15 protein-coding genes are annotated in these 22,113 nt (G+C 71.7%); 2 read left to right on the top strand and 13 right to left on the bottom strand.

What is annotated here, in order from left to right; all coding sequences use genetic code 11:
• Positions 1–4: 4 nt before the first annotated feature.
• Positions 5–1,081: a hypothetical protein gene (locus ACF062_RS08130; RefSeq protein WP_392136948.1), complete on the bottom strand. Its 1,077-nt coding sequence runs from the start codon at positions 1,079–1,081 to the stop codon at positions 5–7.
• 78 nt (positions 1,082–1,159) lie between these two features.
• Here ACF062_RS08130 and ACF062_RS08125 point away from each other — a divergent pair, with 78 nt between their 5' ends.
• Complete coding sequence (locus ACF062_RS08125) at positions 1,160–1,528, top strand: NTP pyrophosphohydrolase (protein WP_392136947.1); 369 nt, start codon at positions 1,160–1,162, stop codon at positions 1,526–1,528.
• Between the two features lie 409 nt (positions 1,529–1,937).
• On the opposite strand, the gene ACF062_RS08120 is transcribed toward ACF062_RS08125, so the two are convergent.
• From ACF062_RS08120 to ACF062_RS08090, 7 genes are all read right to left on the bottom strand, one after another.
• Positions 1,938–3,434: an ArnT family glycosyltransferase gene (locus ACF062_RS08120; RefSeq protein WP_392136946.1), complete on the bottom strand. Its 1,497-nt coding sequence runs from the start codon at positions 3,432–3,434 to the stop codon at positions 1,938–1,940.
• An 83-nt stretch (positions 3,435–3,517) separates the two neighbouring features.
• A complete protein-coding gene (locus ACF062_RS08115; RefSeq protein WP_392136945.1) occupies positions 3,518–5,020 on the bottom strand; it encodes an amino acid permease in 1,503 nt (500 codons plus the stop codon).
• A 159-nt stretch (positions 5,021–5,179) separates the two neighbouring features.
• Entirely contained in the window at positions 5,180–7,102 is a 1,923-nt protein-coding gene (dxs, locus tag ACF062_RS08110) for a 1-deoxy-D-xylulose-5-phosphate synthase (RefSeq protein WP_392136944.1), read from the bottom strand.
• 278 nt (positions 7,103–7,380) lie between these two features.
• Positions 7,381–8,673 (bottom strand): sugar ABC transporter permease, encoded by a 1,293-nt coding sequence (locus tag ACF062_RS08105; RefSeq protein ID WP_320589641.1) that lies wholly within the window; start codon positions 8,671–8,673, stop codon positions 7,381–7,383.
• A complete protein-coding gene (locus tag ACF062_RS08100; RefSeq protein WP_127911846.1) occupies positions 8,670–9,470 on the bottom strand; it encodes an ATP-binding cassette domain-containing protein in 801 nt (266 codons plus the stop codon). The genes ACF062_RS08105 and ACF062_RS08100 overlap by 4 nt, the downstream gene beginning before the upstream one ends.
• 132 nt (positions 9,471–9,602) lie before the next feature.
• Positions 9,603–10,700: a sugar ABC transporter substrate-binding protein gene (locus ACF062_RS08095; RefSeq protein ID WP_392136943.1), complete on the bottom strand. Its 1,098-nt coding sequence runs from the start codon at positions 10,698–10,700 to the stop codon at positions 9,603–9,605.
• Between the two features lie 122 nt (positions 10,701–10,822).
• Complete coding sequence (locus ACF062_RS08090; RefSeq protein WP_356572064.1) at positions 10,823–12,022, bottom strand: ROK family transcriptional regulator; 1,200 nt, start codon at positions 12,020–12,022, stop codon at positions 10,823–10,825.
• A gap of 351 nt (positions 12,023–12,373) precedes the next feature.
• Here ACF062_RS08090 and ACF062_RS08085 point away from each other — a divergent pair, with 351 nt between their 5' ends.
• Positions 12,374–14,002: a protein kinase gene (locus tag ACF062_RS08085; protein ID WP_392136942.1), complete on the top strand. Its 1,629-nt coding sequence runs from the start codon at positions 12,374–12,376 to the stop codon at positions 14,000–14,002.
• A 215-nt stretch (positions 14,003–14,217) separates the two neighbouring features.
• Here ACF062_RS08085 and ACF062_RS08080 read toward each other — a convergent pair whose 3' ends face one another.
• The 5 genes from ACF062_RS08080 to ACF062_RS08060 all read right to left on the bottom strand — a co-directional run bounded on the left by ACF062_RS08080 (position 14,218) and on the right by ACF062_RS08060 (position 22,104).
• Positions 14,218–16,191: a serine/threonine-protein kinase gene (locus ACF062_RS08080; RefSeq protein WP_392136941.1), complete on the bottom strand. Its 1,974-nt coding sequence runs from the start codon at positions 16,189–16,191 to the stop codon at positions 14,218–14,220.
• A 133-nt stretch (positions 16,192–16,324) separates the two neighbouring features.
• Positions 16,325–19,636 (bottom strand): CHAT domain-containing protein, encoded by a 3,312-nt coding sequence (locus ACF062_RS08075; RefSeq protein WP_392136940.1) that lies wholly within the window; start codon positions 19,634–19,636, stop codon positions 16,325–16,327.
• A gap of 93 nt (positions 19,637–19,729) precedes the next feature.
• Positions 19,730–20,218, bottom strand: a complete 489-nt coding sequence (locus tag ACF062_RS08070; RefSeq protein ID WP_392136939.1) for a hypothetical protein — start codon at positions 20,216–20,218, stop codon at positions 19,730–19,732.
• Positions 20,219–20,275: 57 nt separating this feature from the next.
• Positions 20,276–21,157, bottom strand: a complete 882-nt coding sequence (locus tag ACF062_RS08065) for a carbohydrate ABC transporter permease (protein WP_392136938.1) — start codon at positions 21,155–21,157, stop codon at positions 20,276–20,278.
• Positions 21,157–22,104: a carbohydrate ABC transporter permease gene (locus ACF062_RS08060; RefSeq protein WP_392136937.1), complete on the bottom strand. Its 948-nt coding sequence runs from the start codon at positions 22,102–22,104 to the stop codon at positions 21,157–21,159. The genes ACF062_RS08065 and ACF062_RS08060 overlap by 1 nt, the downstream gene beginning before the upstream one ends.
• Positions 22,105–22,113: the final 9 nt, after the last annotated feature.

The raw sequence follows: 22,113 nt of genomic DNA, 5'->3' as shown, positions 1-22,113 counted from the left end.
CACGTCACACCCGGGTCCACGCCTCCAGCGCGAGGCCCGGCTCCGCCTTCTGGCGCGCGAGGCGCAGGGTGCCGTCGAGGCCGATCGCCGCCATGACGACGCGGCCCCGCGCGTCCAGCGCCAACGCCGGGGCGCCCAGGCACGGTTCGCCCGTCGCGGCCCACCACAGGCCCGCTTCCTCGTCCTCGGTGGGGAACGCGGCCAGTTCGGGGCGGCCGGCGGCCGTGCGGTGCGCGAGGACCGTGCAGTCGTGGCCGTCTATGGCGGTGCGCAGGGCCGCGACGGGGCCGGTGCCCGGGGCGCCGCCGAGGGGGATGGCGGGGCCGCCGAGCGCGGGGCGGTGGGCGAGGACGCCGCTGCCGAGCGCGTCGGCGGCGTAGTACGTGAGGCGGTCGGGGGCGGTCTCCAGGGCGGTGCCGGAGCCGGGGGCCGGGGCGAGCGGGATGTCGTCCGCGCGGGTGAGTTCGCCGCCCTGCTTCTCCTGCGCCCAGCGCAGGGTGGCCTTGGCGCCGGGTGCGAGGACTTCGACCCGGCCGGTGGAGGTGGCGAGGGCGGCGATGCCGTCCAGGGCCTCGCGGACCTTGAAGTCCTTCCAGCCCTCCCACTTGCCGCCCTTGCCCTCACGGCGCATACGTACGCTGTTCACGGCGTCCCGCACGAAGACATGCACCGTGCCCGCGGCGTCCACGGCGGCGGCGGGCGCGCCGAGGCGCGGCGCGCGCTCCACGAGCTTGGTGTGCGGGTTGCCGAGGGAGCGCCAGTCCATGAGCGGCCGCCCCGACTGGTACTGCACGGAGTGCACGAGGTCGACGACGGCCTCGCCCTTCTCGTCGCGCCGCTCCCTGCGGCCGACGAAGTGCACGTATCCGTCGGCGCCCTGGGCGAGGGTGAGGTACGTCAGGTCGGGCGCCTCGAAGAAGTCGGGGCCGTCCCACTCGGGGCCGCCGGCCCTGGCCTCGGTCCAGCGCAGCAGGCCGTCCTCGGCGCGGGCGTACGCGCTGAGGCGGCCGTCCTTGCCGCGCAGCAGCCAGCGGGCGGTGTCCGGGGCACCGGTGCTGAGGTTCCTCGTCCTCGACGGCATGACTCGGCGGCACCCTTCCACGTCCACGTACACGTGCGCATACGCACAGCGTTCTGCCGATTAGTTTACGTTTGCCGTATGAGAACTCTTGTCGTCGTCGACGCCGCGAACGTGGTGGGTTCCGTGCCCGACGGCTGGTGGCACGACCGCCGCGGGGCCGCCGAGCGGCTACGGGACCGGCTCGTCCCGTACGCGCAGGAGGGCATCGCCGGGCATCCGGGCCCGGTGGAGGTCGTCCTCGTCGTCGAGGGCGCCGCGCGCGGCGTCGAGTCCATCCCCGGCGTCCGCGTCGAGAGCGCACCCGCCGACGGCGACGACCGCATCGTGGAGGTGGCCGCCGAGGCGGCGGACCGCCCGTGCGTGGTGATCACGGCCGACCGTGAACTGCGCCGCAGGGTCGAGGAGTCGGGGGCGGAGTGCGTGGGGCCGCGGACGGTGCGGCCGTAGCGCGCGGCTCCGTCCGCCCCCGCCCCGCCAGGGGCGCGGGGAACTGCGCGCGCAACCCACAACCCACCCGCAGCCGCCACGCAGGCCCCCACAGGCAGACGCGTCCGCAGAGCCCGCACTCCTGGCCCGTGCGACTCGTCGTGGGCTGAGCGCGCAGTTCCCCGCGCCCCCAACGGAGGCTGCTGCCACGGCGGCGACCTCGCACCCCCCTCAGGGGCGTGAGGAACTGCGCGCGCAACCCAGAACCCACCCGCAGCCGCCACACAGCCGCCGAAGGCAGACGCGTCTGCGAAGACCGGACCGCAGGCCGCCGCAAGTCGTGACGGGCTGAGCGCGCAGTTCCCCGCGCCCCCAACGGAGGCTGCTGCCACGGCGGCGACCTCGCACCCCGGCCCCTTGCCCCCGCACCTCACCGCGCCGCCCCGCCCGCTCTCGCGTACACCACCGCCCCCTCCACCCACAGCACCGGCTCATACCCCACCGCCAAGGCCCTCCGCAGAGACGGCACCCTGGAGGGGGCGTACGGCTTGCCGCGGGAGTCGTCGATCACCAGGGTCGGGGGGTGGGCGTGCCACTCCTCGCGGAAGGCCGCCCAGGCGCCCTCCACCGCGTACTTCTCCCCCACCTGTGGGCCGTTGCGGCCGCCGCTGTAGTTGGTGAGCAGGCCCGCCGTGAGGAAGCGGCTCGCGGGAGGGCGGTCGGCCAGCCAGTAGCCTTCCGGGTGTATGCCCCAGAACAGCACCTTCGCGTCGGGCCGCGTGTGTGCCCTCACCGTCTCCGCGAGGCGCGTCGCGTGGGCCAGTTCGGGGCGCGGCGCGGTCAGGCCCCAGGCCAGGAACACCGCGCAGGCGCACCCCGACGTGACGATCGCCCTGACCGTCCGCTCGCGCGGCAGGATCTGGAGTGCCGCCGTGCCCAACAGCGCGAGCGGCGGCGTGAGTTGCAGGTAGTAGTGGCCGAAGAAGTGGAAGCCGAGCAGCACCGCCGCCACCGACGAGGCGAGCCACAGCCACAGCTCCCCCGCCCCGGTGCGGGCGACACGCAGGACGCGTACGACCGGCGGGGCGAGGCCCGCGCAGGCCGCGGCGAGAATCGCGGCGTTCGCCAAGCCCCGCCCGAGGACGTGGAGTTCGGAGCCGGTGAAGGAGGCGTAGGCACCCGATCCCGTCACCGTCCAGAACAGGAAGCCCGAGGGTGAGGTCAGCAGGGCCGCGGCCAGGACGGGCCCGCACAGTCCGGCCGCCAGGCGCGGGCCGCCGCTCCGGGGCGCCCCGGAGCGCCACAGCAGCCAGAGCACCGGCAGGAGCACCGCCCCGCCGGTCTGCTTGGCGAGGAAGGCGCAGGCCACCGCCGCGCCCGCCGTGCCCCACCGGCGGCGGTCCGCGCACCACATGGCGGCGGCCGTGCACGGCAGCATGAAGACCTCGAAGGTGGCCGCCTGGGCGTCCTCGGGGTTCAGGCCGATCGAGATCAGGAGGTACAGCACGCCCGCCGTGCGGCCCGCCCCGTCGCCCCAGCGCCGCCGGGCCAGCGAGGCCAGGAGCAGCGCCGTCAGGAGCTGTGCGGCGACGGCGAGGATCTTGAGGGGCAGGAGCGAGGAGTCGCCGAAGAGCGCGAAGGCGCCGGCGTAGAGCCAGGGGACGAGCGGCGGCTTGCGGTCGACCACCGTCTCGTAGAGCTCGCCGCCGTCGGCCAATATCCGTGCCTGGACGGCGAGATAGCCCTCGTCGGGGTTCCACAGCGGCAGCCGGAAAGAGGGCAGTCGGGTCACGCACGCCAGGGCCGCGAGCAGGGGGAGCAGGCGCCTCCAGTAACCGGTCCGGGGGGCGGTCAGGGGCTCCTTGCGCGGCCCCGGCACCCGGAGGCCGCGTACGGAGCGTAGTGGGGTGGCGGGCGCGGCGGGCATACGGTGCACGCTATCCGGCCCCGCAGTTCCGATCGGATCGGGACATACGGGGCCGGTGAGAAATGCCTTCCGAACGGCGGCGGCTACCGTGCGTCGTCGGCGTGGAGCTGCTTCCCGCGTCGGCCCAGCCGGCTGTGCGAACGCCCGTACACGAAGTAGACGACGAAGCCGAGCGCCATCCAGATGCCGAACCGCAGCCAGGTCTCGGCGGGCAGGTTCAGCATCAGCCACACCGAGGCCGCCACCGAGAGGATGGGCACGAGGGGCACCATCGGCGTGCGGAAGGCTCGGGGCAGGTCGGGGCGGGTGCGGCGCAGGATGATGACGCTCAGGGCGACGACGACAAAGGCGAAGAGCGTGCCGATGTTCACCAGTTCGGCGAGTTCGTTGAGGCTGGTGAAGCCCGCGAGGATCGCGATGAGCACGCCGAGGAGGATGGTCGGCCGGTGCGGCGTCTTGTACTTCGGGTGGACGTGGGAGAAGAACCGGGGCAGCAGCCCGTCCCTGCTCATCGCGAAGAAGACGCGGGTCTGGCCGAGCAGCAGGATCATGCAGACGGTGGTGAGGCCGACGGCGGCGCCGAAGCTGATGATGCCCGCGTAGAAGGGATGCCCGGTGGCCTTGAAGGCGTCGGCCAGTGGGGCGTCCACGGAGAGTTCGCTGTAGTGCTGCATGCCCGTGACGACGATGGACACGGCGACGTACAGGAGCGTGCAGATGAGGAGGGAGCCGAGGATGCCGCGCGGCATGTCGCGCTGCGGCAGCCTGGTCTCCTCGGCGGCGGTGGCCACGATGTCGAAGCCGATGAAGGCGAAGAAGACGACCGAGGCGGCCGTGAAGATGCCGAGGACGCCGAAGTTGGTGGGCGCGTACCCGAACATCAGCTGGATCAGCGGCGACTGGATGCTGTCGCCCGGCGGCACCTCCTGCGCCTTGGGGATGAACGGCTTGTAGTTGTCGGCCTTGATGAAGAAGGCGCCCGCGATGATGACGATCAGGACGACGGCCACCTTGATGGCCACGACGACCGTGGTGACGCGCGCGGAGAGCTTCATGCCGAGGACGAGGATGACGGTGAGGACGAGGACCAGCGCGAAGGCGAGGATGTCAAAGCCGAAGCCCTCGGCGGCGTCGGGCCCGGTGAGCGTCTCCGGCAGATGCCAGCCCGCGTTGTCCAGCAGCGAGCGGACGTAGCCGGACCAGCCGACGGCGACGACGGCGGTGCCGAGAGCGAATTCCAGCACCAGGTCCCAGCCGATGATCCAGGCGGGCAGCTCGCCCAGTGAGGCGTAGGAGAAGGTGTACGCCGACCCGGCCACCGGCACGGTCGAGGCGAACTCCGCGTAGCAGAGGGCCGCGAGCGCGCAGACGACGCCCGCCGCGACGAAGGCGAGCGCGGTGGCGGGCCCCGCGGTCTCCTTGGCCACCTTTCCGGTGAGGACGAAGATGCCGGTGCCGATGATGACACCGACGCCGAACACGGTGAGGTCGAGGGCGGAGAGCGACTTCTTGAGCGCGTGCTCCGGTTCCTCGGTGTCCTGGATGGACTGTTCGACGCTCTTTGTTCGGAACAGGGTGCTTGTCACGGGCGAACCTCCACGCTTGCCTCCACGCTTGTCGTCCCCGACATGATCGAGAGGCCAGGTATCGCACACCGTCCGGCACGACCCTATTCACGCGAATGGGCCGGTCCCACCACCCGTACAGGGTGCCGGAACCGGCCCATCGGCCGTGTCGGGTCGACGTCAGTCGCGGGCGGGCTCCACGGCTGCGGCCGTGTCGCGCTCGTACCTGCCGTCCAGCTTGGCGACCAGACCCGTGACCTGGCGGGCGATGTCCGGCGCGGTCAGACCGATCTCGGCCATGATCTCCTTGCGGGAGGCGTGGTCGAGGAAGCGCGGCGGGATGCCGAAGTCACGCAGCGGTACGTCGACGCCCGCGTCGCGCAGGGCCTGGGCGATCGCCGAACCGACGCCGCCGGCGCGGGAGTTGTCCTCGACGGTGACGACGACGCGGTGCTTCTCGGCGAGCGGCGCCATGGCCTCGTCGACCGGCTTGACCCAGCGCGGGTCGACCACGGTCGTGGTGATGCCCTGCTTGTCGAGCAGGCCCGCGATCTCCAGGCACATGGGCGCGAGCGCGCCGACGGAGACCAGCAGCACGTCGGGCCGGTCGCTGCCCGCCTCGCGCAGCACGTCCATGCCGCCGACCGTGCCGACGGCCTTGACGGCCGGGCCGACCGCGCCCTTGGAGTAGCGCACGACGGTCGGCGCGTCGTCGACCTCGACGGCCTCGCGCAGCTGGAGGCGGACCTGGTCGGCGTCGCGCGGGGCGGCGATCCGCACCGTCGGCACGCACTGGAGGATCGACATGTCCCACATGCCGTTGTGCGAGGCGCCGTCGGTGCCGGTGACGCCCGCCCGGTCCAGGACGAAGGTCACACCGCACTTGTGCAGGGCCACGTCCATCAGGAGCTGGTCGAAGGCGCGGTTGAGGAAGGTGGCGTAGACCGCGAATACGGGGTGCAGGCCGCCGGTGGCCAGGCCCGCCGCGGAGACCGCCGCGTGCTGCTCGGCGATGCCGACGTCGTAGACCCGGTCGGGGAACTCCTTGGCGAATTTGGCCAGGCCGACGGGCTGGAGCATGGCCGCCGTGATGGCGACGATGTCCTCGCGCTCGTGGCCGAGCTTGACCATCTCCTCGCCGAAGACGGACGTCCAGTCCATGCCGCCCGCGGCGATGGGCAGGCCGGTGTCGGGGTGGATCGGGCCGATGCCGTGGAAGTGGTCGGCCTCGTCCTCCTCGGCTGGCTTGTAGCCGCGGCCCTTCTCGGTGAGGCAGTGCACGATGACCGGGCCGCCGAAGCGCTTGGCGCGCGTCAGGGCGGACTCCAGGGCCTCGATGTCGTGGCCGTCGATCGGGCCCACGTACTTCAGGCCGAGGTCCTCGAACATGCCCTGCGGGGCGATGAAGTCCTTCAGGCCCTTCTTGGCGCCGTGCAGCGTCTCGTAGAGCGGCCTGCCGACGACCGGGGTGCGTTCCAGGATGTCCTTGCCGCGGGCCAGGAAGCGCTCGTAGCCGTCCGTCGTGCGCAGCGTGGCGAGGTGGTTGGCGAGACCGCCGATCGTGGGGGCGTAGGAACGCTCGTTGTCGTTGACGACGATCACCAGTGGGCGGTCCTTGGCGGCCGCGATGTTGTTCAGCGCCTCCCAGGCCATGCCGCCGGTGAGCGCGCCGTCACCGATGACGGCGACGACGTGGTCGTCCTTGCCGCGCACCTCATTGGCCTTGGCGAGGCCGTCGGCCCAGCCGAGGACCGTGGAGGCGTGGCTGTTCTCGATCACGTCGTGGTCGGACTCGGCCCGCGAGGGGTAGCCGGAGATGCCGCCCTTGGCGCGCAGCCTCTCGAAGTCCTGGCGGCCGGTGAGCAGCTTGTGGACGTAGCTCTGGTGGCCCGTGTCGAAGAGGACCTTGTCCTTGGGGGAGTCGAAGACGCGGTGCAGGGCGATGGTCAGCTCGACCACGCCGAGGTTGGGGCCGAGGTGGCCGCCGGTCTTGGAGACTGCGTCGACGAGGAAGCCGCGGATCTCTCCGGCCAGCTCGTCCAGCTCCTCGGGGCTGAGCCGGTCCAGATCGCGCGGTCCCGTGATGCGGGTCAGCAGCGGCACCCGTGCCTCCTTGCAGTAGAGCTGAGATGTGCTGTTCGAGCGTTGCCGGGTCTGTCGAGTCTAATGTTCCGCCACCGGGCGCTGCGCCCGGGAGGCGGGTTTCCCGGACAAGGGAAACCCCGCGCCCCTGAGCAGGGACGCGGGGAAGAGCCCCGATAGCAGCCGGGGGGGGGAAGCCCCCGTAAGGGGCGCGGGGCCGTGACATGTGCGGCTCCGCCGCGTGGGCGCGACCAGCCACGACGAACCCGCAGCCGAAAGCGGCCCGACCAGCGGAGCGCCTACGCGCGCCCCGCGGACTTCTGCGTCCGCCGCGAGACGGAGTCGATGACCACCGCGGCCAGCAGCACCGCCCCCGTGATCATGTACTGGATCTCACTCGCCATGCCGAGCAGGTTCAGCCCCTGCTGGATGGACTGGATCACCAGCATGCCGAGCAGCGCGGACCACACCTTGCCGCGCCCGCCGAAGAGGCTCGTACCACCGATGACGGCCGCCGCGATCACCATCATCAGCGTGTTGCCGCCGCCCAGGCTCTTCGTCGCGCCACCGGAGAGGCTCGCGATGAACAGTCCGCCGAAGGCCGCCAGCATGCCGGAGATGGCGAAGACGGTGATCCGGACCCGGTCCACGTTGATGCCGGCGCGCCGCGCCGCCTCCGCGTTGCCGCCGACCGCGAAGACCTGCCGGCCGAAGGTGGTGCGGCGCGCCACGAAGTCCGCGATCACCAGGACGGCGAGGAAGAGCACCAGGGCCAGCGGCAGGCCGCGGGCGCCGGCGGGCTCGTTCAGGACGTACGCCGCGCCGCCCGCGAGGACCGCGACGACGACCGTGCGCAGCACGATCTCGCTGACCGGGCGCGAGGGCAGCCCGGCGGCCTTGCGGCGCTTGCTGTCGAGCAGCAGGGAGGCGGCGTACGCGATGATCGCGACGGCCGCGAGACCGTACGCCGCGGCCTTGTCCGCGAAGAAGTGGCCGGTGAGGTCCTCGACGACACTGCCCTCGGGCGTGTTGATGCTGCCCTCGCCGCCCATCAGCCAGATCTGGAGGCCGCTCCAGCCGAGGAAGCCCGCCAGGGTGACCACGAAGGCGGGCACGCCGATCTTGGCGAAAAACGCTCCGTGGACGGCGCCGATGACGAGGCCGGTGAGGACGGCGAGGAGGACCGCGAGCCAGTCGTTCAGGCCGTGGGTGACGCTCAGCACGGCCCAGACGGCCGCGCCCATGCCGGCCACCGAGCCGACCGAGAGGTCGATCTCGCCGAGCAGCAGGACGAAGACGATGCCGACGGCCATGATGCCGAGGCCGGAGGTGAAGACCGCGATGTTCGCGAGGCTGCTCGCGTCCAGGAAGTGGTCGTTCTTCAGCTGGAAGACGACCGCGATGACGATCAGGCCGATGACGACGGGCAGCGAGCCGAGCTCGCCGCCGCGCATCTTGCGCTTGAACTCGGTCCAGTACCCGGCCAGGCCCTCCTCGCGGACGAGGAGGCGCGGGTCGACGGCGGGGACGGGCGCCGCGGAGGCCGGGGCGTCGGTGTTCTTGCTCGTCGGGGTCTTGGCGAGGTCGCTCACTTCGCTCCCTCCTTCGGTGCCGTGGCCGTGCGCGCCTTGCGGCGGGTCACGGCGTTGTCCGTGGCGCCGGTGATCGCGGCGATGATCTCTTCGTTGGTGGTGTCGGCGACGGAGAACGTGCCGTTGTTGCGGCCGAGCCGCAGCACCGCCACGCGGTCCGCGACGGCCTTCACGTCGGCCATGTTGTGGCTGATGAGGATCACGCCGTGGCCGCGCTCGCGCAGCCGCTCCACCAGGTCGAGGACCTGCGCGGTCTGCTCGACGCCGAGGGCGGCGGTGGGCTCGTCGAGGATGACGACCTTGGGGTCGCCGACCAGCGCGCGGGCGATGGCGACGACCTGACGCTGACCGCCGGAGAGCGCCGCGACCGGGATGCGGACGCTGGGGATGCGGATGGAGAGGGTGTCCAGGAGTTCCCTGGCCCGCTTCTCCATCTTGATCTCGTCGAGGACTGAAGCGCTCTTCAGCTCGCTGCCGAGGAAGAGGTTGGCGACGACGTCGAGGTTGTCGCAGAGCGCGAGGTCCTGGTAGACGGTGGCCACGCCGAGGTTCTGGGCGTCGTGCGGCCGGCCGATGCGGACCGGGCGGCCCTCCCACTCGATGGTGCCGTCGTCGATCGGGTGAACGCCCGAGATCGTCTTGACGAGGGTGGACTTGCCGGCGCCGTTGTCGCCGACCAGGGCGACCACCTCACCGGTGTGGATTTCGAGGTCTACGTCCGTGAGCGCCTGGACGGCGCCGAACCGCTTGGAGACCCCGCGCAACGCCAGCACGGGCGTAGCGGACACGTGAATCATCTCCTTCGCCGCCTGACCGGCGGGGATGGTGGTACAGCGAGAGCAGAGCAGCGGGCCGTGGAGCGCTCTCACGAACGCCCCACGGGACCCACGGGGTGCGAACGGCTCGGCCGTCCGCGGGAGTTGCGGGGGTTACTTGATGCCCGCGGTGTCGCACGCCTTCTTGTACTGGGCGGTGCAGATCTCGCTGACCTTGTAGACCTTGTCCTTGATGATCGTGTCGGCGATCTCGTCCTTGGTGATCGCCTGCGCGTCGAACAGCTTGGCCGGAATGCCCTTGAAGTCGCCGCTGAGCGAGTCGACCTTGCGGTCGGTGAGGGGCTCGATGGCCTTGCCCTTGAGGAGCGCCACGGCGATCTCGGCGGTGGTCTCGGCCTCCGGCTTGATCTCCTTGTAGATCGTGTAGTCCTGGTCGCCGCTCAGCAGGCGCTGCACGCCCGCGAGCTCGGCGTCCTGGCCGCCGACCGGGACCTTGATGCCGCGCTGCTTGAGGGCGGTGATCACGCCGCCCGCCATGCCGTCGTTGGCGGCGTAGACGCCCTGGATGCCGTCCTTGCCGAGCTTGTCGATCGCGGAGGACATCTTCTTGTTCGCCTCGTCGGGCGACCAGTCCGGGATGTCCTGCTCGTACGCGATCTTCTTGACCTTCTTGTCGAGCACCGAGTGGGCGCCCTTCTTGAAGAAGGGGGCGTTCGGGTCGGTCGGCGAGCCGTTGATCATGACGACGTTGGCGTCCTTGGCCTCGGAGCCGAGCGCCTTGACCATGGCCCCGCCCTGGAGGCGGCCGATCTTCTCGTTGTCGTAGGACACGTAGGCGGCGAGCGGGCCCTCGGCGAGGCGGTCGTACGCCACGACCTTCACGCCCTGCTTGTCGGCCTGCTTGACCCACGACTTCGTCGACTTGTAGTCGACCGCGTCCAGGATGATCACCTTGACGCCCTGGGTGACGAGGGCGTCGAACTGCTTCTTCTGGTTCTCGATGTCCTGAGCGGCGTTGTTGTACTTGACCTTGCAGTCCGAGCAGAGTTCCTTGATCTTCGCCTCCATGATGGGGCGGTCGAAGGTCTCGTACCGGGTGGTCTTGTTCTCGGGGAGCAGCAGACCGATGGTCTTGTCGTCGCCGCCGCTGCCCTTGTCGTCGCCGTCGCCGGCCTTGCCGCACGCGGTCATGGCCAGTGCCATCGAAACCGCGGCCGTGCCTATGACGACGCGACGCGTCATTGCGTTCATGGTGGGGTGCCTCCCTGACGAGGCCGCGTCGTTGCGGCCGAGGTGGCTCGAAGTCAACTCGGCCGCCACACCAGCGTCAAGGAGTAAATCCTTAACGAGATGACAACGGTGCCATGCGTTATCTAAGTGAAGGCAGGCGTCCCGGCGGGCAGCGTCCCGTCCAAAAGGGTTGAATCGCCCATCTCGCTCAGCGCGAGGGCGAGCGCGCCCAGCACCTCCGCCCGTCCGCCAAGTGCCCCGGGCAGTACGGACAGTTGGCGCGCGGCGCTCGGGATCGCGTACCGCCCGACCGACTCCCTGATGGGCCCGAGCACCAGTTCCCCGGCCTCCGCGAGGTCCCCGCCGAGCACCACCCGGGAGGGGTTGAGCAGGTTGCAGAGGTTCGCGACGCCGCTGCCGATGTGCCGCCCGACGTCGGCGATCACCCGTCGGCACCCCGGGTCGCCGTCCCGCGCGAGACCCACCACGCGCTCCATGGTCAGGTCGGTGCCGTGGCTGGACTGGAGCAACGGCAGGACATAACGGGCGGCGGTGAAGGTCTCCAGGCAGCCGCGGTTGCCGCAGCGGCAGACCGGGCCCGACTCGTCGAGCGTGATGTGCCCGATCTCCCCGGCCGTGCCACCGGGGCCCCGGTAGATCCGTCCGCTGATCACCAGCCCGGCGCCGACACCGCTCGCCACCTTGATGTACGCGAGGTCCTTGACCCCCCGGCCGCTCCCCCAGACCAGCTCGCCCAGGGCGCCGAGGTTGGCGTCGTTGTCCACGTGCACCGGCACGCCGAGCCGGGCGCCCAGCTCCTCGGCGGGCTTCGTCCCGGTCCAGCCCGGCAGGATCGATGTCGAGCCGAGCGTCCCGGACTCCACGTCGATGGGCCCCGGCACGCCGAGCCCCACTCCGGCGATCTTCGCCGGGTCCACTCCCGTGGCCGCGATCAAGCGGCTGACCAGCTGCTCGGCCCGGTCGAAGCCCTGCGCGGCGGACGCGTCCACGTCCAGCGGTTCGGCCTCCTCGGCGAGCACCTGATGGGCGAGGTTGCCGACGGCCACGCGCAAGTGCGTGTGCCCGAAGTCGACGCCGATGACGATGCCCGCGTCCCCGCTGAGCGAGACGCTGCGAGCCCGCCTGCCGCCCGCCGAGGTGGGCGTGACCTCGACGGTGCCGCCGTCCTTCAGCTCCCGCACGATGTTGGAGACCGTCGCCGCCGACAGGCCCGTCGTCCTCGCGATCTCCGCCTGCGTGAGCGAACCGGCGAGGCGTACGGCGCGTACGACCCGCTCAAGATTGGCCCGGTGCAGAGACGACTGCGACCCCGGAGTCTCCATTGACTCTCACCTTTGCCCTCTTTACGGACGACCCGAGGCCCCCCGCGACGCCGGTCCCGGAAACGGCTACCGGGCCATGTACAAGTTGTGAACTCCAAACTCTGCTGAAGGAGATGCCGCAGTCAAGTCGTTGAGGGAAATCCGCCACCGCGACCTGTCCGACCTCGCGGACCCCCGTGGGCCCGTGCGAGGGGCGGGGCGTGACCGTGTGCAAGAGATGTCGGCATGCCGCCCGGCCTCTTGTCCGGGTGCGGGGCGCGCGAGACGATCTGCCCCGTCGGTTGCACGGCTCGCCCCGACACGGGATACGGGAGACGCGGGGACACGGGGACACGGGGGCAGGGGGACACGGTGAGACGACTGACAGGGACCGATCCGGTGGAGGTCGGGCGCTACCGCTCGATCGCGGAGCTCGGCCGGGGCGGCATGGGGCGGGTCCTGCTGAGCAGCGATCCGGACGGCCGCCTCGTCGCGCTGAAGCAGGTGCGTACGCAGTTCGTCGAGGACGACGGTTTCCGTGCCCGCTTCCGCCGTGAGGTGGCGGCCTCCCGCAAGGTGTCAGGAGCCCATACGTCGGCGGTGATCGACGCGGACGCGGACGCGGAAGAGCCGTGGCTGACCTCGGAGTTCGTGCCCGGGCCCTCGTTGCAGCAGGCGGTGGCCGCGGTCGGCGCGCTGCCCGAGGAAGCGGTCCTGCGCATGGCCGCGGGGCTCGCTTCGGCACTGGTCGACATCCATCGGGCCGGGCTGGTGCACCGGGACCTGAAGCCGTCGAACGTGCTGCTCGCCGACGACGGGCCCCGCGTGATCGACTTCGGCATCGCCCGGGCGACCGAGAACGAGACCGGCACCGGCACCGGCACCGGCACGGACCTGACGCATACGGGACGTCTGGTCGGCTCGCCCGGCTTCATGTCCCCCGAGCAGGCCGAGGGGCGGCCGCTCGGTCCGGCCAGTGACGTGTTCTCGCTGGGGACGGTGCTGGTCATGGCGTGCACGGGAACGTGCCCCTTCGTCGGACCCTCCGTGCCGCAGACGCTGTACAACATCGTGCACACCGAGCCCGACCTCGGCGGGCTGCCCCCGAGGGTCCGCCCCCTCGTCGCCCGCTGCCTCGCGAAGGACCCCGGGGCGCGTCCGACGCCCGCCCAGCTCCTTGAGGACATCGGCCGGATCACGTCGCGGGAGCGGCCCTGGCCCACGGAGGTGCACGAGCTGATCGCGGCCCAGCAGGCCGAGATCGCCCGGCTCCGGGAGGAGTTGGAGCGTCGCCCGCGGGAAGAGCGCGACGAGGCGGCGGTCGCCGTCGAGGGGGCGCCGCCCGGCGCGAGTGGCCCCGCCGGCCCGGCGCGCGGGTTCGCCGCGCTCGCGGTGACGGCCGTCGCGGTCGCCGCGCTGACCGCCACGGCCGTCATCGCGCTGAACCCATGGCGCGAGGACGGCACCCGGACCGTCGACCGCCCGCAGCGGGTGACCGAGACGGTCCAGCGGACGCCCGCGCCGCGCCCCCCGGAACCGACCGCCGAGCCGTCGCCGACCGCCGAGCCGTCGCCGGCCGTCGAGAAGGAGACGGCGCCCGGCCCCGGGCCCTCGGCCGTGCGCGAGCCCTCCCGGCAGCCTCCGCCCAGGGTCGGGACGAGGCCGAGCACGCGGCCCGCCGCCATCGCCGACTGCGGCGGGCAGGCGCTGGACAGGCCGGACCGGCTCCTGGTCGCCTGCGGCGACGGGAAGGTTGGGCTCCTGGGCCTGTCGTGGTCGGGCTGGGGCGAGCCCACGGCCCGCGCCACCGGGCGCGGTTGGCACGTCACCTGCGAGCCGAGCTGCGCGGAGGGCAGGGAAGTCCGGTACCCGGTGACGGTGACCGTCGGCGGCCTGGCGGGCGGGCGCTACACGACGATGCGGGTCGACGCCCCCCAATCAGCCGACGACCCCGTCCGTTCCTACTCCCTCGACACGCTCGGACCGACGCGGCGCAACTGACACGCACTCCTCAAGCGCCCCACGCGGTGAACGCCCCCCCCAGCCGAGCTGCGCGGAAGGCAAGAAGAGGTCCGGTACCCGGTGAGGTTCACCGTCAGCGGCCTGGCCGGCTGGTGCTACACGCTCGGGCCGACGCGACGCGACCGACACGCGCTCCCCAGGCGCTCCAAGCTGTGAACGCCGCCCGGCCGAGCTGTGCGGAGGGCGGGGACGGGTCAGGGTGTGGCGCGCTGAAGGCCGCCGGAACCGACGGCGGCGACTCCCTCGGAACCCATGGTGATCATCCCCAGGTGCTTCTCGTCGATCCCCATCGAGTACATCTGGGCAGGCAGGGAAGCCGGGCAGGCGGTGTCGGCGGAGTCGTCCCGGGGCGACCCCGGCTCCAGGGTCGTGGTGAAGAGGAAGTCCTTCTTCTCGCCGGAGATCGAGAACACGCCGCCCTGGTAGTAGCACCAGGTGGCCTTACCGGGCTTCCCGGCCTTCAGGGAGACCGCGACCTTGCTGGTGAGGAGCACCTTTCCCGGATCGATGGTGACCGTCTGGAGCTGGAGCTTCCGGTCTCGCGAGAAGCCGCTGTCGTCCTCCCTGAGTCGCCAGTGGCCCGTGAACACTGCCGGCACCTCCTGCTTGACGGCGATCTTCGGCTTCTTGAACAGCGTGACCGCGTAGTCGCCGAACTCCCACTTGAGCGTCGTCACCTCGCTTTTCTCCGCACCCTCCGCGACGAAGCTGCCGATCCGCTGCCCCGCGCACGCGTCCTTCTCGGATGCGGGTGCGCCGGTCCTGAGCTTCGGCGTGCCGAGCACCAGCCGGTCGTAGAACTCCTTCTTCACCTTGACGGGGGCGGATTCCACGATGCAGAAACGCTCGGAGTCGACGGTCTGCACGGAGATCTTGGCGTCGCCGGGCAGGATCTCGACCCGTACGACGCGATCGCTCCTCATCGCGCCCTTCTTGGCGAGCTGCCCCTCCCAGGTGCCCGTGAACTTGCTCGGGACGGTGGCCATGGTGACTTCGTCGGCTGTTTCTCCCTTTCCAGCCGTTCCATCACCGCCGCTGCCGCCGTCTTCCCACGGCTCGAGCGCGACCAGCCCACCGACGGCGGCGATCGCCGCGGCCACTGCCCCCGCCGTGACGGCCGTACGGCGGCGGCGCCGTGCGGGCTCTGACGGCGGCGGTGCGGCAGGGGGCCGCGCGGGCATGGTCGGGAACGGGGGCGGCGGCCCGGGGGTGCGAACCGTGGCCGGGTGGGCCCGCGATGCGGCCAAGGCAGCCGGCGCCGGGTCGTAGTCGAGCAACTCGGCGGTGCGGCGGGCCAGTTGGGCGAGCACCTCGCCGGGTAGCCAGGGCTCGGTCGACCCGTCCTCGGTGTGCTCGGCGATCTGGCCGGGGGTGGGGCGCTGCCGTGGGTCCTTCGCCAGGCAGTCCCGCACGAGATCCACCAGCGAAGACGGCACTCCGCTCAGGTCCGGCTCATCCTCGGCCACACTGAACAGCTGGGCGGCGAGCCCGCCGTTTCCGCCCGCGCCGAACGGCTGACGCCCCGTGGCCGCGTACACGAGGACGGAGCCGAGGCAGAACACATCGCTGGCCGGGGTGAGTTCGCGACCGCGGGCCTGCTCGGGGGACATGAACCCGGGTGAGCCGATGACCATGCCCGTGCGGGTCATCGCCGGTTCCGCGGCCGTCGCGTCCAGGGCGTCGAGGGCCCGCGCGATCCCGAAGTCGATGACACGCGGCCCGTCGACCGTGACCAGGATGTTCGACGGTTTGAGGTCGCGGTGGATCAACCCGCCGCCGTGTACGGCCTGGAGGGCGAGGGCGAGGCGGCAGGCGAGGAAGCGTACGGAACGCTCGGGGAGCGGGGCGAAGTCCTGTGCGACCACGGTGTGCAGATCCGGGCCCGGGATGTACTGAGTGGCCACCCAAGGGACGGCCGCTTCGACGTCGGCGTCGAGAACGGCCGCGGTCCACGGTCCGGCCACACGCCGCGCGGCATCCACCTCGCGCGCGAACCGCCGCCGGAAGTCGGGGACTTGGGCGATCTCACTCCGCACGACCTTGAGCGCGACCGTGCGTCCGCCCTCCGACCGGCCCATGTACACGCGGCCCATGCCGCCCTCGCCGAGCACACCCAGGAGCCGATACGCCCCTATGCGTGCTGGATCCCCGTCGCCCAGTGCCTTCACGCCGTCCCCCGCTGTCTGCCGTGCCTGGTCGAAGGTCAAAGTACCCCACTCGCGTGCGGCGGGGCGGGGAGTCGAGTACGCCACCCACCGCCCGCGCCAGAGCCACTGACCAGCTGCACATCAGGTCCGCTCCTCAGACGCCCCACGCGGTGAACGCCGCCCAGTGGACCGGTGAGGCGAACGGGCGGTCCTGCGTCGCCCTCGCGTGGGCGGCGTACCGGTCCGCGAGGTCCGCGAGGTGCGGATGCGTGTCCGTGTACCGCGCGAACTCCTCCCACGTGAGGCGGCGCAACCAGCGGCGCGCGCGGCGCAGTGCCGGTACCGGTACCGGTTCCTCGGCCTGGCAGAGGAATTCGTAGAAGCGCGTCATCAGGAACGCGGTGGCCATGTCGTCCACCTGCCACAGGCCGGTCACCGCGCAGGCGGCGCCCGCCTGGAGGAAGGCGGCAGGAAGGCCCTGGAACTCATCGGGCGTCTCGATGATTCCGTAGTGCCCCGACTGGCATGCGCTTGCCACCGCCAGTCTGCACAGCGGGAGTTGGTGCCGCACGAGGGTGTCCATGTCCAGGTGGCCGTCGGCGAGGACGAGCGAGCCGCCCCGGCTGTCGGAGCCCGCGCTGCCGTGACAGCTCAGATGCAGGTACGACGCCTCGGCGAGGTGGTCGAGCACCCAGCCCACCGTGGCCTCCTCCCCCACCGCGCGGCTGACCTCGCCGCGCGGCGCGAACAGCGCCTGGACCTCGGCGAGTTCGCCACGGCTGCCGGGGAGCGAGCCGTCGGGGTCGGTGACGGCCACCAGACGCGGCACGGCGCGCGGCGGGCGAGCGGCGCGGTCCCGGGAGACGGCGTGGACGGCCGCGGACGGGGTGAGGGTCACGGTGCCGAGGTCGTCGACCACCTGGTCGGGGCCGAGCGGCACGGCGTGCAGCGGGACGAGGCCGAGCAGGCCGGTCGGGACGACGACCGCCTCGTTGCGCGGATCGTCGGCGAGGAGCTCGGCGAGGGGGCGCATGAGGGGTTCGAGGGCGGTGAGCCGCTCCAGCGTGGCGGGGAAGGTGCGCCGCCACGCCAGCCTCGTGCCGTACTGCGCGAGCCACAGGCCGGTGGTGCCCTCGTCCGGGTCGATGACCAGGAGGTGCAGCAGGGTGACGCTGCTGACCTCGGGGACGTGTACGGCCCGCACCGCGGGTTCGGCGCCGGTGACCACGAGGACGTAGCTGCCCCAGGGCGCGTTGACCAGGTACGCGAGCGGTTTGCCGCCCGCGGCCTTGACGATGTCGCGCAGTTCGGTGGTGCGCAGGAAGTCCTCGAAGCCGGGGATGGCGCGGATCTCCTCGACCACCGTGCGCACGGCGCGTTCGGCGTCCGCCTGTGCGCGCGTCGCGGAGGCGGGGCCGCCGGGTGTCGTCGCGGTCGGTTCCGTGGCGCAGGCGCTGTAGCGGGCCCGGGCGGCGCGGTAACGGCGGGCGACGACGGGGTCGACGCGGTCGAGTTCCGCGAGGTCGGCCGCTCCCCGCCCCGCCACCACCGAGAGCTCGCAGGCGAGGCCGCGTTCCAGCGCTTCCACCGCGCGCTCGGGCCGGCCCGCGCGGGCCAGCAGGAAGGCGGTCCAGCGGGCGAGCCGGTCCACCTGCACCAGGACGCCCCGGCGGCTCTCGACGGTCACTTGGGCGTCGTACAGCACGTTCACGGCGGTCAGCATGCCGGACGCGATGTCGGCCGCCTCTTCCCAACGGCCCGCGTCCGCGCAGCTGTCGACCAGCTCGCGGGCGATGCTGAGGTGCAGGGAGGGCGCGAGGGCGGGTGGTACGGCGGCCAGGGCCGCGCGGCGCAAGCGGAGGCTCTCGGCACTGTCCGGCCCGTCGATGAGGTCGCTGGACCGGGCCAGCAGCCAGGTGATGCGGCCGGTGTCGAGCAGGCCGGGGTGCTCCGTGGCCAGGTCGAGCACGGCCGAGGCGGCGGCCCGTGCGCCGTACGGGTCCGGGGGGTCGCGGGTGAGGAGCAGGTCGGCGAGGTTGTACTGGGCCTGTGCCCAGAGGGCGGGGTCGTCGCCGGGTGCGAGGTGGCTCAGGGTGTCCCGGTAGCAGCGTTCGGCCTCGCCCAGGTCGTCCGGCTCGGCGCGGCGCTGGAGGAGCAGGCCGAGATTGACCATGGAGTAGGCCCAGTTGACGGTGGAGCGCTCCGGGGAGCGTTCTTCGAGACCGGCCCTGATGTGGCGGATGCCGAGGCCGAGGTCCGTGGCGTCGCCGCCCGGCCGCTCCGACAGGAGCAGGCCGTAGTTGGTCTGGATGCGCGCCCAGAACTCGGGGTGTGCGCGCCGGTCGAGCTCGCCGGCGCGGGCGAGCAGGTCGCGGGCGGTCTCCCAGACCTCCAGGCGGTCGCCGTCGTCGCGCGCGTAGTGGGCGCTGGCGAGGTTGTTCGCCGTGTGCACCCACTCCAGGCTGCCTTCGGGGAGCCGGGCCAGGGCGTGTTCGAGAAGCGTGACCGCTTCGGACAGGTCGGCGTCGGGCCCGGCGTGGGCGGCGGCCACCAGGCGCTCGCCGAGCAGGGCGGCGATCTCGGTCTCCAGCTCCTCTTCGCCGAGGTCGGCGGCGAGGGCCAGCGCCTCGCGGGCCGGTGCGATGGACGCGGTTCCCTCGGCGGTGCGGGCCGTCTCGTACAGCGCGTACAGCCGTTCCCGCAGGTCGCCGCCGAGGGCGCTCAGGGAGTCGAAGTAGCGCTGGAGCGCCTCCTCCTGCGGGGTGCGGCCGTCGCTGAGGTCTTCCAGGAGCCGCTGGCGCCGGCGCAGGTCCGGTTCGAACGGGGCGCCCGCGGCCGCCTCCAGTTCCGCGCGCCCGGCGTCGCGCACCTTTGTGCCGCGGGTCAACTCCGGTCGGGTGCGCAGGAGTTCTCTCAGCTGGTCCGGGAGGCTGGTCAGTACGGCGTACAGCAGGCCGTTCACCTCGGTCTGCTCCCGGTCCTGTGCGAGGTGGTGCAGGAAGGTCTCGTAGTTGTCGGCCGTCGGCTCCCCCTGCGGCGCCAGCTCGGCGCGGGCCGCCGCCGGGTCGGCCAGGTCCCGGTCGAGGTCACGGGTGAGGACGACCGGCAGCAGCCTGCGGGGCAGCGGGATCACCTGCCCGTGGAAGACGGTGTCGCGGAAGGCTCCGGCCCGCCCGGCCTCGTCGAGCAGGACGGGCGCGGACGGCAGGGCCCCCGACCGGAGCTCCGTGAGGGAGAGCGCGAGCAACAGGGGTGCCGTCACGCCCGGTCGCAGGACGAGCAGCGGCGCGTCGATGGCCGTCCGCGCGCCGCATCCGGAACAGTCCGCCCACGCCAGGCCGGGGCTCTCCCCGCTCAGGGCATCGGCGCGCTCACGAGCGTCGACGACCCGCCAGACGACGGCCGCGCTCTCCCGCTCACACCCCTCGCACCGCCACGAGTAGGTCACCCTCGCCGAGACCGCCATCCTGCCTCCGTAGATATGCCTGCCGGGTCCGGGGGTTGCCGGGCTCGGCGGCCGGGCCTGCCCCCCCGAACCTGGTCGCCGAATCCCGTCCCCCTACTTCCCCCCGCTGATCCGCGAAAGCAACGCCGTGAAGACCCGGCCAAGCGCCGCCTCCTTCATGGCCCGCTTGTGGATGGTCAGGCTCCATTTCCCTTCCGTGTCCCGCCTCACGCGGACCTCGGTCTGGAGGAGGACGACGACGAGCACGGTGACCGAGAGGCCGACGGGGTCGAAGCGCTGCATCGGCGAGCGTGCGTAGTCGACGGCCTCGCCGACCGTGCGTGACAGGTCTTCGCCCTGGGAGGCCGCGTACTCCAGGGTGGCGCGGGCCAGTTCCCCCTCGGTCGCCTCGGGCCGGTCCGGCCCGACGTACTCCGCGACGTCCTCGCTCTCCAGCGTCTCGGCCAGCTCCCCGCCGTCCCAGTCGGCGGCGTGGGCCCGGGGCAGGAGCCCCCGCTCCTCGACCACGGCCGCGAGGGCGCGCACGGCGGCCTCGTCGGAGAGTTCCCGGATGTCCCGCTCCAGTTGTTCTCGCATCTGCATGTCTCGATTCTCGCCGGAGCGGCGGCTGTTGGGGGGCCGCTTCACCGACCCCGCCAGCTACTTCACCGACCCCGCCGTGAGCCCCGACACCACATGCCGCTCGATGAAGGCGAACAGCACGACGACCGGGATGATCGCGACCACCGACGCGGCGAAGAGGTAGTTCCACTGCACCGTGTAGTTGCCGATGAAGTTGCTGATGCCGACCGTCAGCGGCTGCTTGTCCGGTTCCGTGGTGAGGGTCAGGCCCATCACGAACTCGTTCCAGGACGTGATGAAGGTGAAGATCACCGCCGTGACCACGCCCGGCAGCGCCAGCGGCAGCGTCACCTTGATCATGGCGCCGAAGCGGCTGGTGCCGTCCACCATGGCGGCCTCTTCCAGCTCCGGGGGGATGGAGGAGATGTACGCCGTCAGGATCCAGACCGCGAAGGCGAGGTTGAACGCCGCGTTGGTGAGGATCAGGGTCCAGACCGAGTTCAGCATGTCCAGCTGGTGGAACTCACGGTAGAGGCCGACCAGCAGGGCCGTGGGCTGGAACATCTGGGTGATCAGGACCAGGAGCAGGAAGAGCTTGCGGCCCCGGTAGCGCATGCGGGCCGTGTAGTACGCCGCCGGGAGGGAGACCAGGAGGACCAGGAGCGTCGCGCCGCCCGACACCAGCAGGGTGACCTGGAGGTTCTGGCCGAGATCGGACTCCTTCCATACCTCGATGAAGTTCGCCCACTCCAGGTTCTGCGGCAGGTAGGTGCGGTCCCGCAGCTCCTCCTTGGGGCGCAGGGCGGTGACGATCATCTCCAGGTACGGCGCGAGGAAGACCGCCGCGAGGAGCCAGGCGCAGGCCGTGATGACCAGGGTGCGGGGCCGGAAGGCACGCCGGGGCTTCTCGCGCCCGCCGGGTCCGGGGGGCGCGGGGCGGGTCGCCGTCGCCGTGGCCATCAGTCCTCCTCGTTCCATCGGCTGACCTTCAGGAAGATCAGCACGAGCACCACGACCATCAGGAAGTTGACGACCGACATGGCCGCGGACTCACCGATGTCGGTCTCCTTCAGCTTGTACATGAACACCATCGACGTGGAGGTGTCGTAACCCGGCCCGCCCTGGGTCATGGCCCAGATGATCGGGAAGGAGTTGAAGACGTTGATGAGGTTGATGACGACGCCGACGAGGAAGGCGGGCCGCAGCATCGGCAGCGTGATGTGGCGGTACGTCTGCCAGGGCCCCGCCCCGTCGATGCGCGAGGCCTCGTAGACCTCCTGGGGGATGGTCTGGAGCCCGGCGAGCAGCGTGTACGTGGTGAAGGGGAGGGAGACGAAGACGGCCACGGCCATCATCCAGGGCCAGGCGGTCTCCGGTCTGCCCAGCCAGTCCTTGGAGCTGTCGATGAGGCCGAGGTCGAGCATCAGGGTGTTGAGGACGCCGGCGGTCTGGTTGAGCATCCACTTGAAGCCGATGGCGGTCATCAGGACGGAGGCGGCCCAGGGGGCGATGAGCGCCCAGCGGGTGATGCGGCGGCCGGGGAACTTCTGGTTGAAGAGCTGCGCGAGGGCCAGGGAGAGCACCATCGTGACGGTGACGACGACGAGCGTCCACACGACGGTCCAGAGCAGGACGGCCCCGAAGTCGCTCTCCTCGAAGAGCTTCTTGAACTTGTCGGTCCCGGCGCTGCCGCGCACCTTGCCGGCGATGGAGATGTTGAGGAACGAGGTGCGGATCAGCTCGATGACGGGCCAGACGACCACGGCGAGGATCAGCAGGATGACGGGCGCTATCCAGGGCAGCGGGCCGAGCCGGGCGATTCCGCCGCGGCGGCTCACCGGCCGGGGTGCGCGCCCGCTCCGTCCCCGGCCGGAGCCGGCCGGGGACGGAGGGGCCTTCAGTGACACAAGGACTCC

This window comes from Streptomyces sp. NPDC015345 (assembly GCF_043078805.1).
In the GTDB taxonomy this organism is placed as follows: Bacteria; Actinomycetota; Actinomycetes; order Streptomycetales; family Streptomycetaceae; genus Streptomyces.
Note: the sequence above shows the minus strand (reverse complement) of the source record. Positions and strands in the feature narration are given on the sequence as shown.

What these genes read in the sequence shown, in the direction of transcription:
- ACF062_RS08130 (WP_392136948.1), bottom strand. Translation starts at nt 1,081, where the DNA reads ATGCCGTCGAGGACGAGGAACCTCAGCACCGGTGCCCCGGACACCGCC.
- ACF062_RS08125 (WP_392136947.1), top strand. Translation starts at nt 1,160, where the DNA reads ATGAGAACTCTTGTCGTCGTCGACGCCGCGAACGTGGTGGGTTCCGTG.
- ACF062_RS08120 (WP_392136946.1), bottom strand. Translation starts at nt 3,434, where the DNA reads ATGCCCGCCGCGCCCGCCACCCCACTACGCTCCGTACGCGGCCTCCGG.
- ACF062_RS08100 (WP_127911846.1), bottom strand. Translation starts at nt 9,470, where the DNA reads ATGATTCACGTGTCCGCTACGCCCGTGCTGGCGTTGCGCGGGGTCTCC.
- ACF062_RS08095 (WP_392136943.1), bottom strand. Translation starts at nt 10,700, where the DNA reads ATGAACGCAATGACGCGTCGCGTCGTCATAGGCACGGCCGCGGTTTCG.
- ACF062_RS08090 (WP_356572064.1), bottom strand. Translation starts at nt 12,022, where the DNA reads ATGGAGACTCCGGGGTCGCAGTCGTCTCTGCACCGGGCCAATCTTGAG.
- ACF062_RS08075 (WP_392136940.1), bottom strand. Translation starts at nt 19,636, where the DNA reads ATGGCGGTCTCGGCGAGGGTGACCTACTCGTGGCGGTGCGAGGGGTGT.
- ACF062_RS08070 (WP_392136939.1), bottom strand. Translation starts at nt 20,218, where the DNA reads ATGCAGATGCGAGAACAACTGGAGCGGGACATCCGGGAACTCTCCGAC.
- ACF062_RS08065 (WP_392136938.1), bottom strand. Translation starts at nt 21,157, where the DNA reads ATGGCCACGGCGACGGCGACCCGCCCCGCGCCCCCCGGACCCGGCGGG.